Genomic DNA, 16,187 nt, shown 5'->3' with positions numbered 1-16,187 from the left:
TATTAAATCCATGTCAACCTATGCTGTGTACTCCATACTTTTCATATCAAAAAAAATATAAAAAAAACTTACAATAAAACATGGCTTACAATTTATTACGAGGTAAAAAGGGAATTATTTTTGGGGCTTTAGATTCAAACTCTATAGCTTGGAAAACCGCAGAACGTGTTCACGAAGAAGGTGGGCAATTTGTGTTAACCAATGCGCCAGCAGCCATGCGTATGGGGCAAATCGACGAACTTGCAAAAAAAACAGGGGCTCAAATTATTCCTGCCGACGCCACATCAGAGAGAGATTTACAATGGTTAATAGAACAATCTATGGAAATTCTTGGCGGTAAAATCGATTTTGTTTTACACTCTATTGGGATGTCTATGAACGTTAGAAGGGGTAAACATTACACCGACCAAAATTATGAGTGGACTCAGAAAGGAATAGACGTATCGGCTATGTCCTTTCATAAAGTTATGCAAACACTTTATAAAGCCGATGCGATGAATGAGTGGGGTAGTATTGTGGCTTTAAGTTATATGGCCGCTCAACGTGTATTTCCAGATTATAACGATATGGCCGACAATAAAGCCTTTTTAGAAAGTGTAGCTCGTAGTTTTGGTTACTTCTTTGGTCGCGATAAAAAAGTGAGGGTTAATACAATTTCTCAATCCCCAACACCAACAACCGCTGGTAACGGGGTAAAAGGTTTCGATGGCTTTTTAAACTATGCCGATAAAATATCGCCTTTAGGTAATGCCACGGCACTAGACTGTGCAAACTATACCATAACCTTATTTAGCGATCTAACCAAACGGGTAACGTTGCAAAATCTTTACAACGATGGTGGTTTTAGCAATATGGGAGTTAGTGATGCTGTTGTAGAGGCTTTTGAGAATAAATAAACACTTTTAATCCATTTTCCAGCCATTGTTTACAATGGCTTTTTTGTGTCTTAAAACTATTTTTCACGAAGATAGAAGACTTGTATAACCACTATTTTTTCGAAAAACAATAAAATATAGTGCTTGCTTTAAAGCTGTTGTATTATTGGGTTTATTAATAAAGTTTTCGTCGTTTTAAACAGTACGGTCTCGCTCTAGTTTACTCGACAAAAATAGTCATGGTCCAAAAGCAAGACCAAGATTACTAATTATTATGGCACTATTAGTTACCTTTGTTGTATGCAGTTTGAATTTTCATTTATTATTCCGGTTTATAATCGTCCAGACGAAATTGAAGAACTTTTACAAAGCTTTATTCAATTAAATACCAGTAGTGATTACGAAATAGTCATTGTTGAAGATGGTTCTACAATACCTTCTAAAAAAGTGGTTGATAGCTTTAAAAACAAGCTTAATATTTCTTATTATTTTAAATCGAATTCAGGGCCAGGAGATTCCCGAAATTACGGTATGCAAAAGGCCAAAGGTAATTATTTTATTATTTTAGACTCCGATTGTATTTTGCCCGAAAATTATTTAAATGCCGTAGAACAAAGTTTAAAATTAGACTACGTCGATTGTTTTGGTGGTCCAGATGCCGCTCACGAATCTTTCACAAATCTTCAAAAGGCTATTAATTTTGTAATGACGTCTTTTATTAGCACTGGAGGTATTAGAGGGGGCAAAAAAAGTATAAACAAGTTTCAGCCAAGAAGTTTCAATATGGGCATTTCTAAAGAAGCCTTTTTAGCTTCTAAGGGTTTTGGTCGTATTCACCCAGGGGAAGATCCAGATTTATCCATCCGATTGTGGGATTTGGGATTTACAACCAAACTTATACCAGAAGCTTTTGTGTATCATAAACGCAGGATTTCATGGCGTAAATTTTATCAGCAAGTCTATAAATTTGGAATGGTACGCCCCATTTTAAATGATTGGCATCCTTCCACAAAAAAAATAACATATTGGTTTCCAACCTTATTTTGTTTTGGCTTAATATGTGCACTGTTACTTCTTATTTTTAATATTAAATTTGCGATAATTGCCTATGCTTTGTATTTTATAATGGTGTTTTTTAGCGCCTTATTCAACACCAAAAGCATCGTTATTTCTTTACTAGCTCTTGTTGCTTTAGGAATTCAATTTTTCGGATATGGTTATGGGTTTTTTAAATCGACCTTTGCCATTGGGGTTTTAAATAAATCGCCAGAATCGCATTTTCCACAATTATTTTTTAAATCACCATGAGCATAAAGCTAAAATCACAGTTAAAAGGCAAGTTAAAACGTAAAAGAATAAACGTGTTCTTTGTTTTTTTAATTTTATCGTTTGTCATTTTAATTTTCAGTAAATTATCTAAAGAGCACACGAACACAGTCGCTTTTAATATTGACAAGATTAATATTCCTGAAGAAATTATTGTTATAAACGATTCTAATACGGTTTTAAATATGACATTAAAGACACACGGGTTTAAATGGTTGTCTTTTTACCTAAAAAAACCTAAAATCACCATAGATTTTAAAAAGGAAATAGATAAGAATGACTCGTCTTTTGTTTGGAATACCTCTAAAAATTTTTCGTTTATAGCGAAGCAGTTTGGAGAAGATGTGGAGGTATTAGATATTTATCCTAATACATTAGACTTTAAATTTGATGTTAATGCCGTAAAAAAAATACCTGTAGTTTTAAATGCAGATATTCAGTTTAGTTCAGGTTATGATGTTAGTGAACCATTTACAATAACACCAGATTCTATTGAAGTCATTGGTCCCAATATTTTAGTGTCGCAAATTAAAAATATTAAAACCGAGCCTTTAAAAATGCTCGATGTGAAAACTGATATTGAGAAAATTGTACAGTTAAAATTACCAGAGAATAATACAAACTTAAAATTTTTAAATCAAACGGTAAACCTATCAGCAAAAGTTGAGAAATTTACAGAAGGTCGTGTAAAAGTTCCAGTAACCGTAATCAATATTCCTAATAATCGAACTATTAAGTATTTTCCAAAAACGGTAGATGTTACTTATTATACGAGTTTGAATAATTTTAAAACTGTTGAAGCAAAAGATTTTCAGGTGGTATGCGATTTTAGTAAAATTGCGAGTAATCAGTCTTATTTATTACCAGAAATATCAAAATCTCCATCAACGGTAAAACATGTAAAAATTAATCAGCAACACATTGAATTTATTATTGTAGAATGAAAATAGTTGGACTCACTGGAGGTATCGGTAGTGGTAAAACTACGGTAGCACAAGAATTTATGGCTTTGGGTATACCTGTTTATATTGCCGATGAAGAAGCTAAGAAATTGATGCGTAATTCTGAGATTATTAAACAGAAACTTATCGAGCTTTTTGGAGATAAAGCATATACTAATAATGTGTTAAACAAACCATTTATCGCTAATATTATTTTTAATGAGCCCAGTTATTTAGAGAAAATGAACGCCATTGTCCATCCTGAGGTGGCCAATCACTTTAAAACATGGCTAACAACACAAGATGCACCGTATATTATTAAAGAAGTTGCGATCTTATTTGAAAATGACGGGCATAAAGCTTGCGATTATGTGATTACAGTTACAGCGCCACTAGAGTTAAGATATGAGCGTTTACTAAAACGGGATCAAACTACAAGAGATAAAATTGATGCCATAATTAAAAACCAATGGAGTGATAAAGCGAAAATCGAACGCTCAGATTTTGTAATTGAAAATATTGACTTAGAAAACACCAAAAAACAAGTGTTTAAAGTGCATGAGGAACTCTTAAAAAATTGCATTTAAAGTAAAAAAAACGATATTTTTAACATAATTGTTAATGTAAGGTTAAATGAGAGCGGGACTAAATGTTAAAATGTTAAATTTGATTAATGAGTAAAAGAATATTTACGGTCTTGATACTTTTAATGAGTTTATCGCTTATTGGTATCATATTTGTACAATCATTTTATATAAACGATTCTGTAGATAACGAGAAGAAACGTTTTAATTCTAGCGTCACCAACGCGTTGTATGCGGTATCAAATAAAATTGAAAAGAATGAGTTAGACTCGTATTTTGAAAAGTATCAAAATTTAGATTTAGAAACTAGGAGTGATTCGGCAGCAGTGTCGCAGTTATTTATATACCAGCAAAATAATAATACAAAAGAAACGCTTATTTATAGTAGCGGTGTATTGGAGGAGAATTATAAATTATCCTCATCGCTCTTTGACATTGGTTTAGATAGTATTAACATAAAGAATATTATTGGAAGTTCAAGGATTGAAGTGTATAACGAGTTTTCTGAAAAAGAAATATCTAAAAGCCCCATTTTAAATATTGTAAATAGTGGGCGTTTAAAAGAAGCTGAAAAGAATTATTTCGAAAAAAACTTTAAAGCTTACAGGAAAACTATTCCAGTACACAAAAGGGTTTCCACAAGTGAAATTAATGCACTACTAGCAGAGGAACTGCAAGCAAAAAATATTGATATCGATTACGAGTTTGCTATTTACAGTAATGGTTTAGCTACAAAAATATATAGTGATGGATTTGAAATGGATGAAGCATCTCCTTTTAGTGTTTTTATTTTTTATGATGAAAATCGCAGAAGTAATTATAAGTTACTGGTAAACTTTCCAGATGATAGAAAATTTATTTTTGCGTCTATTAAGGGCATGATTTTTCTTTCAGTAATTTTTACTTCTATTATTGTTTTGGCCTATTCTAGTGCGCTGTATCAATTAGTAAAACAACGTAAAATTGCAGAAATTAAAACGGATTTTATTAATAACATGACACATGAATTTAAAACACCAATAGCTACAATCAATTTAGCTTTAGATGCCATTAAAAATCCTAAAATTATAGATGATAAAGAAAAAGTTATTCGTTATCTTAACATGATTAAAGATGAAAATAGGCGCATGCATGCACAAGTAGAAAACGTGTTAAGAATATCTAAACTCGAAAAAAACGAACTCAATATAAGTAAAGATAGGGTAGAAGTGCACGACATCATAGAACATGCCATTGCGCATGTAAGGCTTTTAGTCGAAAACAGTAATGGTACGATTAAAACCCATTTTAATGCCGAGAAATCTACTGTTTTAGCGAGCGAAATGCACTTTACAAATGTTCTGGTTAATATTTTAGACAATGCTATAAAATATTCGCCAAATGAATTAAAAATTGAGATTTTCACAGAAAATATAGGAACTAATATTTTTATAAAAATAAAAGATTATGGAAGCGGAATGAGTAAAGCAGCCCTAAAACGCGTGTTCGAAAAGTTTTATAGAGAACATACAGGGAATATACATAATGTAAAAGGGCACGGACTAGGTCTCTCTTATGTAAAACGAATTGTAGAAGACCATCAAGGCCATGTAACAGTAGAAAGTGAAAAAGGAAAAGGAAGCATGTTTATAATAAAGCTTCCAATAATAACATAACTATGGAAGAGCAAAAAAAGAAAATTTTATTAGTAGAGGACGATCCAAATTTTGGAACAGTGCTTAAAGATTATTTAATGATGAATGATTATGATGTTGTTCATGCTAAAAACGGTATGGAAGGCTTTGAAAAGTTTAAAAAAGACGATTTCGATCTCTGTATTTTAGACGTTATGATGCCTTATAAAGACGGTTTTACTTTGGCAAAAGAAATACGCGAAAAAAATACCGATATCCCCATTGTTTTTTTAACGGCAAAAGCCATGAAAGAAGATGTTTTAAAAGGGTATAAAGTTGGAGCCGACGATTATTTAAACAAGCCTTTTGACAGCGAAGTACTCTTAATGAAAATTAAGGCCATAATGCAACGTAAAGCCACGGAAACGATTTCCGATAGTAAACAGTTTGAATTTAAAATAGGAAATTTTGAATTGAACTCTAAGTTGCGTTTTTTAAAACATAAGGGTGGCGAACCAATTAAATTATCGCCTAAAGAAAACGAATTACTACGTCTATTGGCCTTGCATGAAAACGATTTGATGCCTCGCGAATTGGCTCTTACTAAAATTTGGAGAGATGATAACTATTTTACCTCCCGAAGTATGGATGTTTATATAGCTAAATTACGCAAGTACCTAAAACTTGATGATAAGGTGGAAATCCTTAATATTCATGGTGAAGGGTTTAGACTGGTAGTTAACTCCTAAATTAAAGCGATTTTCTGAATGAGAAATTCATAATTTTTAATATCTTAGTTGCTATAAAACACCCAGTAATCATTTGTTTAATTACATAAACATTTTTATCGATTTGCTGTCTTTTTTTAGGCTTTAAACAGGGAATTTTACACGTTCTATCAAATAAGAAGACTAGCGCAAATACTAGTTATTATTTGTATTTAAATAACTTAAACCATTAAACACGTTATGAATTTACACGAGTACCAAGGTAAAGAAATTTTAAACAGTTTTGGAGTGCGTATACAGCGCGGTATCGTTGCTCAAAATGCTCAAGAGGCTGTTGCCGCCGCGAAAAAATTAACAGAAGAAACAGGAACAGGCTGGCATGTTATTAAGGCTCAAATTCATGCGGGCGGACGTGGTAAAGGCGGCGGTGTTAAGATTGCTAAAAGTATAGAAGAGGTTGAAACCATCGCCAATCAAATAATTGGAATGGATTTAATAACACCACAAACCTCGGCCGAAGGTAAGCGTGTACATCAAGTTTTAGTAGCCGAAGATGTTTATTATCCTGGAGAATCGGAAACCAGCGAGTTTTATGTGTCGGTATTACTAAACCGTTCAACTGGTAGAAATATGATTATGTACTCTACCGAAGGGGGCATGGATATTGAAACTGTGGCTGAGGAAACCCCGCATTTAATATTTACAGAAGAAATAGATCCATCTATAGGATTAATGCCTTTTCAAGCACGGCGTATAGCGTTTAATTTAGGCTTGTCAGGTATGGCGTTTAAAGAAATGACAAAATTTGTTACTAGCCTTTATACCGCTTATGTGAAATCCGATTCGTCGCTGTTTGAAATAAATCCTGTTTTAAAAACTAGTGACAATAAAATAATGGCTGTTGATGCTAAAGTTACCATAGACGATAATGCGTTATACAGACATAAAGACTACGCAGCTTTGCGTGATTTACGTGAAGAAAATCCTATTGAGGTTGAAGCTGGAGCACTAGGTTTAAATTATGTCGATTTAGATGGTAATGTGGGCTGTATGGTAAATGGTGCAGGTCTCGCTATGGCGACTATGGATTTAATTAAACAGGCTGGTGGTGAACCAGCAAACTTCTTAGATGTTGGCGGCACTGCTGATGCTGCACGTGTTGAAGCCGCTTTTAAAATTATTTTAAAGGATCCTGAAGTTAAGGCCATATTAGTTAATATTTTTGGAGGTATTGTACGTTGCGATCGTGTTGCCCAAGGAATTATAGATGCCTATAAAAACATAGGCGATATCAATGTTCCGATTATTGTGCGATTACAGGGCACTAATGCAGATATCGCTAAAACCTTAATAGATAATTCGGGCTTAGATGTTTTAAGTGCAACAGAATTTAAAGAAGCCGCAGATAAAGTTCAAGAGGTACTCGCTTAATACCATTTATCTAAATTTATTTTTGGTAATTTATATAAAGTAAAAGAATAACTTTAATTTAAATAATTCCCCGGCGCATTCATAAAACGTTAAAACCTTAGTAAAACCGATATTTTTTTCGTAAATTGAAGTAAATAAAAACCCCGAAAAAGGCCATTAAGAGCCAAAAACGGGGTTTTCTTTTATCTACAATCATGAAAATACAAAGAATTAGTGAATTACAGCACGAATTTTCATTTTTATCTGCTACTGAAAATTTTGATGCGTTTTATACCCGTTTTTTAAAGAGTGACCTAGGGAAGATTTACTTAGCTATTCCCTGGAAATCTTTAGTCGAAGCTTTTCAGATTAAAGAAAAAGCATTTGGTTCAAAAATGATCTTTAGCCCCAAGGGAAGAATCGCACTGATGTTTTTAAAGCATTACACATGCAGTTCTGATAGGAAGCTGATAGAACAGCTCAATAGTAATATTGATTACCAATTTTTTTGTGATATTCATTTAGGGTTTTCTAGGATTACGAATTTTAAAATAGTTAGTCAAATACGCTGTGAACTGGCAGAAAAACTCAAGATTGACGCATTAGAAAAGTCACTTTATAAACATTGGCGACCCCATATAGAAAATAAAAATCAAATCACAGTTGATGCCACCTGCTATGAGAGCGAGCTCCGTTATCCCACGCCTCAAAAGCTCCTATGGGAAGCTGTAGATTGGTTGTATAGGCAGCTAAAAAAAATCTGTAAGGTTTTAGGTTTAAAAATGATGCGCACCAAGTATATAAAATGGAAAAAGCGCTATTTTGGATTTAGTAAAATGCGCAGAAAAACCAACAAGAAAAGAAAGCCACTTACCAGGGCGTTATTACACCTATTAAATAAGCTTATAGGCTTTGAAAAAGAGCTTCGCACTTCTTATAAACTTGAATGTCGTGTAGCTTATTTTAGAAGAGTCGCTACTATCAAAAAAGTATATGCGCAGCAACAGCAATACTTTGAAACAGGCGTATCACCAAAAAACAGAATAGTAAGTATTGCGAAAAGTTACCTTAGACCAATAGTGAGAGGAAAAGAAGTAAAATCTGTTGAGTTCGGAGCCAAAGTAAACAAGCTGCAAATAGACGGTATCAGCTTTATAGAGCATTTAAATTTCAATGCTTTTAATGAAGGTACAAGATTAAAGAAAACCATTTACAAAGCACAATCGCTTACAAAAATAAAAACAAAAATAGTAGGAGCCGATGCTATTTATGCCACCAATATGAACCGCAAATTTGTTACCAAGAACAATATCAAGACGGACTTCAAGCGTAAAGGCAAGCTTCCTAAAAACTATCAGCAAGAAAAAAAACTCAAAGCATTAATTGCTAAAGAGCGAGCTACTAGGCTAGAAGGTAGTTTTGGAAATGAAAAAGAGCACTATCATCTCAAAAAAATAAAAGCCAAGACGAAAGCTACTGAAAAACTATGGATCTTCTTTGGTATACATACCGCCAATGCTCTGGAAATAGGTAGGAGAATACAAAATAATCTAAACCAGATGGCCGCATAAATTTAAGAGTTAAAACATCATGGGATAAGTATGCCTTGTCGGTAATAAAAATATGATTTTTGACCCAAAAACTTAAAAAAGAAAACCCAAAACTTAAAAATGAATTAAATCTTGGATTTTTTTTATCGATAACATTCATCATGGGTTAAATTCTGAATGTGCCTTCCCCGACGGCTCAGCCTCGGGGATTTCCTTTTTACAGCTCCTTTGTAAAGGTTCCAATTACCTTTTCTGGCAGTTTCGACTACGGCAAAGTATAAAATCACAGTTTTTGGTCTCTTCACACAAAATAAAATTGACGAAACCAGCCTGCCAGCGAGCAGCTACTCCTATGGTTTGACTAGGGAATCGTGAGTTTCAAGAAAATTATTATTCGTTGCTTTTTTTTTGTGTTTTATTTTCGCCTTTTTTTGGCATGGGACCTCGTAAGTGTATGACTAAACCGTTTAAAAAATTTCGTAGAATTTGATCGCCACATTCCATATATTTTGGATGATCCTCCTTTCTAAAAAAAGCGCCGAGTTCGCTCTTAGATATTCTAAAATCTACTAAACTTAAAATTTTTACAATATCGTCGTCTCTTAACTTTAGGGCTACACGTAGTTTTTTTAAAATATCGTTGTTTGTCATAAGGAATTTAATTTCTATTGTTTTTTAATCTTTTCGATTTGTAAGCGCATCATCGCTTTGAAATTATTTTAATTGTCGTTAAAGATACTTTAATTATTATTTCTAACAGGAAAAATAATTAACAAACCCTTAGGTCTCATCATTTGTTTTGTAAATCTATTTTAGATAAATTCATGATCTTAAAGAGTTTAAAAAACCATAAAATAGACAAAACGAGTAAAGTATTCGATTAAAAACAGTCTTTTTTTCGACGATCTACACAATATCTCCGATTAATAAAATACGCTTTTTCGTATCTTTAAGTATTAACTCTAAAACGTTGAATATATGGTAAATAAATTACAAAAACTGAGTCTTTTGTCTGAAATGATTGCTTTTGCAAAATATAATAAAGACATAAGAGATATAGAATATAATTTTTTAATAGCTGTTGCAAAGCAGCTAGGTGTGTCCCGTGATGCTTTTGATTGTTTAATCGAAAATCCTGTAAGTTACAGGCATTTAAAATCATTTAGTGAACGTATAGTTCAATTTCATAGATTAATTTTACTAATGAATATTAAAAAAAAGCACGGGTTTGGGAACACGTATAAAAGCATCGCAAAACTTTACAATTCGGGGCTTCGCATGGGCTTGAGTCCAGAGTCTATAAGCAATGTGTTGTCTTTTATAAACCGAAATCCCAATAAAATTATTCCACCAGATGTATTGATAAACATTTTTAAAGTGCAGTGTAATTAAACGGCTATCTCTGGTTTTATGTGTTATACCAAATTAAGCAGGTCATGTCGCCCATATTTCGGTATAATCTATAACCATCACTTTGGTTGTGCTTTGATTTTAGCTCACGCTTCTATCATAGTAAAAAAAAGAGTTCGTGAATCTGCGATTTCTATCTCAACTGAACAAAAAATAATTCAAATTAATAATACGGCATTTAAAAATTAAATTGGTATTAATTGAATTTTCAAACCTTAAGGGCTTCTAATTTGCTCTGATATTTTGTTATGTCGTCTCTCAATTTGGCGGCTACAATAAAATCGAGAGCTTTAGCAGCTTCTTCCATGCTTTTACGTGTCTCGCGAATTTTCTTTTCAAGTTCGGGTTTGGTTAAATACGCACTTTCTGGTTCGGCAGCTTTAGCGGCTTCTAATTCATAGCTGTAGGTGCTTACCGAATTTTTTGTTAAAACGTTGTCTAAACTTTTGTTTAATGCTTTTGGCACTAAATTATGCTTGGTATTATAGGCTATTTGTTTTTCTCGACGGTACTCGGTTTCATCTATTGTTTTTTGCATGCTTTTAGTAATTTTATCGGCGTACATAATAGCTTTTCCGTCTAGGTGTCTTGCTGCTCTTCCAACGGTTTGGGTAAGCGATCGGGCAGAACGTAAAAATCCTTCTTTATCGGCATCTAAAATAGCAACAAGCGATACTTCGGGTAAATCTAAACCTTCACGAAGCAAGTTTACACCAACTAAAACATCAAACAGTCCTTTACGTAAATCTTGCATGATTTCAACTCGTTCTAAAGTATCCACGTCGCTATGGATGTAACGACAACGTATTTGAATCCGATCTAAGTATTTAGTCAGTTCTTCTGCCATACGTTTCGTAAGTGTGGTTACTAAGGTGCGTTCGTCTTTTTCAACGCGAAGTTGGATCTCCTCAATTAAATCATCAATTTGGTTTAGACTTGGTCGCACTTCAATAATAGGATCTAATAATCCTGTAGGGCGAATAACTTGCTCGACATAAACACCATCGGTTTTCTCTAGTTCGTAATCGGCAGGTGTAGCACTTACATAAATTACTTGATTTTGTAAAGCTTCAAATTCTTCAAATTTTAAAGGACGGTTATCCATAGCAGCAGGTAATCGAAAGCCATACTCTACAAGGTTCTCTTTTCTACTTCTATCGCCACCATACATGGCATGTACTTGAGAAATGGTGACATGACTCTCATCTACCACCATTAAATAATCGTCTGGAAAATAGTCTAATAAACAAAATGGTCTGGTTCCAGGTTGTCTACCGTCTAAATACCGCGAATAGTTTTCGATTCCAGAACAATAGCCTAATTCACGAATCATTTCTAAATCGAATTCGGTACGTTCTTTTAAACGTTTGGCTTCTAAATGTTTTCCTATTTCTTTAAAATAATCGTATTGTTTTACTAAATCATCCTGTATGTTTTTAATTGCACCTTGTAATACTTCGGGCGAGGTTACAAACATGTTGGCAGGATAAATAGTAAGAATGTCGTATTTCTCAATAACTTCGTTAGTTTGAATGTTAAAGGACTCGATGTCTTCAATTTCATCTCCAAAGAAATGAATTCTAAAGGCATCATCGGCATAACTCGGGAAAATATCAACTGTATCGCCTTTAATTCTAAAGTTACCATGTTTAAATTCTGCTTCTGTGCGCGAATACAAACTCTGAACCAATTGTTGTAAAAGTTTTGTTCTAGAAATTATTTGATCCCGTTTTAGGGTAATTACATTTTTTTGAAACTCAACTGGGTTACCAATACCATATAAGCAAGATACCGAGGCCACAACAATTACATCTCTTCTCCCAGAGAGTAGGGAAGACGTCGTACTAAGTCTCATCTTCTCAATCTCCTCGTTAATAGATAAATCTTTCTCTATGTAAACCCCAGTTACGGGTATATAGGCTTCGGGTTGATAATAATCGTAATACGACACAAAATACTCCACAGCATTATCGGGAAAAAATTGCTTAAACTCCGAGTACAGTTGGGCTGCTAGGGTTTTGTTATGTGCTAAAACTAAAGTGGGACGTTGAACTCTCTCAATAGTATTGGCCACTGTAAAGGTTTTCCCAGAGCCTGTTACACCCAGAAGAGTTTGGTATTTCTCTTGGGTGTTAATCCCATCAACTAATTGTTTGATAGCTTTTGGTTGATCGCCAGTAGGCTTGAATTCTGAATTAATTTTAAATCGCATAGTACAAATTTAACGCAATTAGCTAACTGAAGCAAAATGTGATTGATTTTCTTTTTTTGGTAAAAAAACTTCTTGAGAATTGCGTATTATGTCTGTAACTCGTTTTTTTGTGTTTGTAAACGCACATAAAAGTTACTTATATTAATCGTCTTATTTGGAATCTCTCCATCGTACTTCATTTCGATAAGATAAATCGTATGGTTTTAACTCGTGAAAATTCGTGAAATTCGTGTAAACAAAGACGCAAAGTATAAAACCTAGATTAAAATAATTTAAAATCCTCTGTGAACCTCTGCGTAATCTCCGTGAAACTCTGTGTAATAGCTTCATTTCGATAAGATAAATCGCAGGAGTACAATTCGTGAAAATTCGTGAAATTCGTGTAAACAAAGACGCAAAGTATAAAACCTAGATTAAAATAATTTAAAGTCCTCTGTGAACCTCTGCGTATTCTCTGTGAAACTCTGTGTAATAGCTTCATTTCGATAAGATAAACCGCAGGAGTACAATTCGTGAAAATTCGTGTAAACAAAGCGCGCAAAGAAGCAAAGACACAAAGTATAAAACCTAGATTAAAATAATTTAAAATCCTCTGTGAACCTCTGCGTAATCTCCGTGAAACTCTGTGTAATAGCTTCATTTCTAGATGGGTTTACAAGATTATGGAATCTCTCCATCCTGCTTCACTTCGACAAGATAAACCGTATGGTTTTAATTCGTGAAAATTCGTGTAAAAAAAATAACCAAAGTTTAAAATCTGTGCCCTAATAATTTTCAAGAGTCCACTACATCTTTAGAATGATGTATTTTTCAGATTAAAGAAAAAACCGCAACTAAATTCGAATACTTCATTGCGGTTTTATAATACCAAATTAGTCATGTCATGCCGCATATAATTCGTTTCTTTTTCGTCCATATTTCGGTATAAAATAAAACCATAACTTAGGCTATGCTTTGATTTTCTATCTCATCTGAACAAAAAATAATTCAAATTAATAATACGACATTTCAAAACTAAATTGGTATAACTTATATTTTTAAGAAAATTACATTTCCATATCCCCGCCGTCGCCATTAAAACTGCGGTTACGCTCACGTTGTTTTTGCTGATTAAATCTATACGTAAAGGCTAAATTAAGAGTACGCCCACCTCTAAATTGAATTTCTTGATCGGCTATAAAAGTATCGGCCGTAATCCGATTTTTAAAGACTCCCGTGTCAAACACATCTCTTACATTAAAAGCTAGAGACGCTTGATCATTGAACAGATCCTTACTTAAGGCCATATTGGTAATAAAGCGTGCTTTTCTATCATTTTGGGCATCACTACTAGGGCCTCTATAATTCATATTGGTTTGCCAATCAATTCCAAGCGGCAGTGTTAATTTGTTTGTTAAACGCGCCGTCCACGTTAACACATCTGAGCCCAAATCAATACCATTAAATTCACCCTCTCTTTTTAAATTAAAGAGGTTAAAGTCGGTATTTACACGCCATTTACGTGTGGGATTATAATTAACATTAAGTTCGAACCCTAAACGCTTATCGGTTGCCAAATTAATAGGGCCTCTTTGTATAACTGGAAATACTTCATTATTTACAATCACGGTTTCGCCAGTATCTCTACTTACAAACGAAAACACATCGGTAGAATACCCGTAATAAACAGATGAATTTAAAGTGATTTTACCAAGTCTGTTTAGATAGCCAATTTCAAATCGATCAGAATAAGCAGGATCTAAATCAGGGTTACCTTGAAAAACGTTCGTTAAACTTGAGCGCGAAGGAAAAGGGTTTAGCATAAAACCTCGAGGCCTTCTTAGTCTTCTGTTGTATCCTAAAGAAATACTTTCGGTATCACTTAACTCGTAACTAAAATTAGCTGTTGGGAATAAACCGGTTTGATTCTTCTTATTAAAATCACCGCTGGTAGGCTGGTCTAATGTGGTTCTTGTGTTTTCTAAACGCAAACCTAATAAATAGGAAAAACTTCCAATTTTGCTACCAAACTGCGTGTACACCGCCATGATGTGTTGTTTAAAATTAAAAAGGTTAGAAAGGTTAGTGTCTAAAACGAAATCTCCAGTAATAGGGTCTGCTAACTCCACTTCATAATCGGTAAAGCGATCGCTAAAATTTCCTCTAAATCCTATTTCTATTTGGCTCATTTCGCCAACTGGCAGGGTGTAATCAGACTGTAATAACACTTTGGTATCCTCTTCTAAAGTGGCAACAAATTCGGTATCGATACCGTCTTCATTTATAAAGGAAAATTCGTCTTCTTTAGAATCTTCATACTGAAAGTCGAAGGTTAATTTGTGACCACTGTCATTAAAGTCTTTTGTGAAATTTAATGAATATTGAATCGTTTTATCTTCCTCTCTTTCTGGATCTAATCTCACACTGGTACTTGTAACGCCCGTAATTTTATTAAACTGAATAAGATTATTGGTTGAATTATCATCGTTGTCGTTCACACTGTAAACTATCGAAGAGGTTAATGAAGCCGAATCGTTAATGTACCATTCCAAACCAGTATTAGTATTAAATCCTTTACCAATATCGGTCCAATTTCTTTGCTCATTAAGATCTGGAGTATTAATATCGTTGTATTTAACATCGTTATTCCAAATGCCTTCAGATTCTCTATAGCGGTAAGACGTGGTATTAAAAATATTGACATTACCAGTTCTATAATTTATATTACCCGAAATACCCGCAGCATCAGGATTACCCACATTTGCAGTAATAGCACCATTAAGTCCTAGCAGTTTACTACGGCGTAAAATAATGTTTAAAATCCCAGCCGTTCCTTCTGCTTCGTATCTAGCCGATGGTGAAGTAATTACTTCTACACGCTCAATAGATTCTGCTGGCAGTTGTTTTAATGCTTCAGTAGAATTTAATCCTACTAAACCAGAGGGTTTGCCGTTAATTAGAATTCGAACATTGTCATTCCCCCTTAAGGCCACATTTCCCTCGGCATCCACAGAAACCGACGGAACATTATCTAAAACATCACTTACATTACCACCACTTACCGTTAAGTCTTTACCAACGTTGTATATTTTTTTGTCTAATTTAATTTCTACTGTGGTGCGTTCTGCAATAATTTCTACTTCGCCTAAAGAAGCAAAATCTAGTTCTAGGGCGATGGTTCCTAGGTTTTCATCAGCACTTACATTTTTATTTTCAATGGTTTGTGTTTTAAAAGAGATATATTCTATAGATATATCGTAGGTACCCGATTTTACTTTAATATTAAAGTTACCATTGTCGTCTGTAATACCTCCAGTAATAATTTTGTTCTCGGCTCTGCTAAAAAAAGCAACTGTGGCATAAACCAAGGGCTCTTTGGTATCTTTATCAATTACTTTTCCTGAAATTTCAACTTCTTTAGCAACGTTGTTAAAAACATCTGTAATTTCGGTTTGTTTGGGCTGCGAATACAGACTTGCGTTAACTAAAATAGATAGGCAAAAAACAATAAAGGTTTTTATCATGGTTGGGTTTTTACGGTTAGATTACAAAAATAAGC

12 protein-coding genes are annotated in these 16,187 nt (G+C 33.8%); 9 read left to right on the top strand and 3 right to left on the bottom strand.

Going from position 1 to position 16,187, the window contains the following annotated elements; all coding sequences use genetic code 11:
* Positions 1 to 80 precede the first annotated feature (80 nt).
* From FEZ18_RS14485 to FEZ18_RS14450, 8 genes are all read left to right on the top strand, one after another.
* Positions 81 to 896 (top strand): enoyl-ACP reductase, encoded by an 816-nt coding sequence (locus FEZ18_RS14485; protein WP_153268985.1) that lies wholly within the window; start codon positions 81 to 83, stop codon positions 894 to 896.
* A 279-nt stretch (positions 897 to 1,175) separates the two neighbouring features.
* Positions 1,176 to 2,183, top strand: a complete 1,008-nt coding sequence (locus FEZ18_RS14480; RefSeq protein WP_153268984.1) for a glycosyltransferase — start codon at positions 1,176 to 1,178, stop codon at positions 2,181 to 2,183.
* Positions 2,180 to 3,145: a CdaR family protein gene (locus FEZ18_RS14475; RefSeq protein ID WP_153268983.1), complete on the top strand. Its 966-nt coding sequence runs from the start codon at positions 2,180 to 2,182 to the stop codon at positions 3,143 to 3,145. The genes FEZ18_RS14480 and FEZ18_RS14475 overlap by 4 nt, the downstream gene beginning before the upstream one ends.
* The gene (gene coaE, locus FEZ18_RS14470) at positions 3,142 to 3,729 is read left to right on the top strand and encodes a dephospho-CoA kinase (RefSeq protein ID WP_153268982.1); all 588 of its coding nucleotides are present in this window, start codon (positions 3,142 to 3,144) and stop codon (positions 3,727 to 3,729) included. The genes FEZ18_RS14475 and coaE overlap by 4 nt, the downstream gene beginning before the upstream one ends.
* Positions 3,730 to 3,815: 86 nt before the next feature.
* Positions 3,816 to 5,381, top strand: coding sequence for a sensor histidine kinase (locus FEZ18_RS14465; protein WP_194269490.1), 1,566 nt, complete (start codon positions 3,816 to 3,818; stop codon positions 5,379 to 5,381).
* A 2-nt stretch (positions 5,382 to 5,383) separates the two neighbouring features.
* Positions 5,384 to 6,088 carry a response regulator transcription factor gene (locus FEZ18_RS14460; RefSeq protein ID WP_153268981.1) on the top strand — a complete coding sequence of 235 codons (705 nt, stop codon included), beginning with the start codon at positions 5,384 to 5,386 and terminating at the stop codon, positions 6,086 to 6,088.
* Between the two features lie 219 nt (positions 6,089 to 6,307).
* The gene (sucC, locus tag FEZ18_RS14455; RefSeq protein WP_153268980.1) at positions 6,308 to 7,498 is read left to right on the top strand and encodes an ADP-forming succinate--CoA ligase subunit beta; all 1,191 of its coding nucleotides are present in this window, start codon (positions 6,308 to 6,310) and stop codon (positions 7,496 to 7,498) included.
* Between the two features lie 194 nt (positions 7,499 to 7,692).
* On the top strand, positions 7,693 to 9,048 hold the full coding sequence (locus FEZ18_RS14450) for a transposase (RefSeq protein WP_153266853.1): 1,356 nt from the start codon (positions 7,693 to 7,695) through the stop codon (positions 9,046 to 9,048).
* Between the two features lie 369 nt (positions 9,049 to 9,417).
* Here FEZ18_RS14450 and FEZ18_RS14445 read toward each other — a convergent pair whose 3' ends face one another.
* The gene (locus tag FEZ18_RS14445) at positions 9,418 to 9,678 is read right to left on the bottom strand and encodes a DUF1456 family protein (RefSeq protein ID WP_153268979.1); all 261 of its coding nucleotides are present in this window, start codon (positions 9,676 to 9,678) and stop codon (positions 9,418 to 9,420) included.
* A gap of 327 nt (positions 9,679 to 10,005) precedes the next feature.
* Between FEZ18_RS14445 and FEZ18_RS14440 the strand changes: the two genes are divergently transcribed.
* Positions 10,006 to 10,419, top strand: coding sequence for a TerB family tellurite resistance protein (locus tag FEZ18_RS14440; protein WP_153268978.1), 414 nt, complete (start codon positions 10,006 to 10,008; stop codon positions 10,417 to 10,419).
* A 226-nt stretch (positions 10,420 to 10,645) separates the two neighbouring features.
* On the opposite strand, the gene uvrB is transcribed toward FEZ18_RS14440, so the two are convergent.
* Entirely contained in the window at positions 10,646 to 12,649 is a 2,004-nt protein-coding gene (gene uvrB, locus FEZ18_RS14435; protein WP_153268977.1) for an excinuclease ABC subunit UvrB, read from the bottom strand.
* A 1,046-nt stretch (positions 12,650 to 13,695) separates the two neighbouring features.
* The gene (locus FEZ18_RS14430) at positions 13,696 to 16,152 is read right to left on the bottom strand and encodes an outer membrane beta-barrel family protein (protein WP_153268976.1); all 2,457 of its coding nucleotides are present in this window, start codon (positions 16,150 to 16,152) and stop codon (positions 13,696 to 13,698) included.
* Between the last annotated feature and the right edge of the window lie 35 nt (positions 16,153 to 16,187).

Origin of the sequence: Oceanihabitans sp. IOP_32 (assembly GCF_009498295.1) — a bacterium.
GTDB lineage: Bacteria > Bacteroidota > Bacteroidia > Flavobacteriales > Flavobacteriaceae > Wocania > Wocania indica.
This window is presented reverse-complemented; position numbering and strand designations above follow the sequence as displayed.

Excerpts from the sequence above, each read along its gene's own strand:
- FEZ18_RS14485 (WP_153268985.1), top strand. The coding sequence starts at position 81 with ATGGCTTACAATTTATTACGAGGTAAAAAGGGAATTATTTTTGGGGCT.
- FEZ18_RS14480 (WP_153268984.1), top strand. The coding sequence starts at position 1,176 with ATGCAGTTTGAATTTTCATTTATTATTCCGGTTTATAATCGTCCAGAC.
- FEZ18_RS14475 (WP_153268983.1), top strand. The coding sequence starts at position 2,180 with ATGAGCATAAAGCTAAAATCACAGTTAAAAGGCAAGTTAAAACGTAAA.
- coaE (WP_153268982.1), top strand. The coding sequence starts at position 3,142 with ATGAAAATAGTTGGACTCACTGGAGGTATCGGTAGTGGTAAAACTACG.
- FEZ18_RS14465 (WP_194269490.1), top strand. The coding sequence starts at position 3,816 with ATGAGTAAAAGAATATTTACGGTCTTGATACTTTTAATGAGTTTATCG.
- FEZ18_RS14460 (WP_153268981.1), top strand. The coding sequence starts at position 5,384 with ATGGAAGAGCAAAAAAAGAAAATTTTATTAGTAGAGGACGATCCAAAT.
- sucC (WP_153268980.1), top strand. The coding sequence starts at position 6,308 with ATGAATTTACACGAGTACCAAGGTAAAGAAATTTTAAACAGTTTTGGA.
- FEZ18_RS14450 (WP_153266853.1), top strand. The coding sequence starts at position 7,693 with ATGAAAATACAAAGAATTAGTGAATTACAGCACGAATTTTCATTTTTA.
- FEZ18_RS14445 (WP_153268979.1), bottom strand. The coding sequence starts at position 9,678 with ATGACAAACAACGATATTTTAAAAAAACTACGTGTAGCCCTAAAGTTA.
- FEZ18_RS14440 (WP_153268978.1), top strand. The coding sequence starts at position 10,006 with ATGGTAAATAAATTACAAAAACTGAGTCTTTTGTCTGAAATGATTGCT.
- uvrB (WP_153268977.1), bottom strand. The coding sequence starts at position 12,649 with ATGCGATTTAAAATTAATTCAGAATTCAAGCCTACTGGCGATCAACCA.
- FEZ18_RS14430 (WP_153268976.1), bottom strand. The coding sequence starts at position 16,152 with ATGATAAAAACCTTTATTGTTTTTTGCCTATCTATTTTAGTTAACGCA.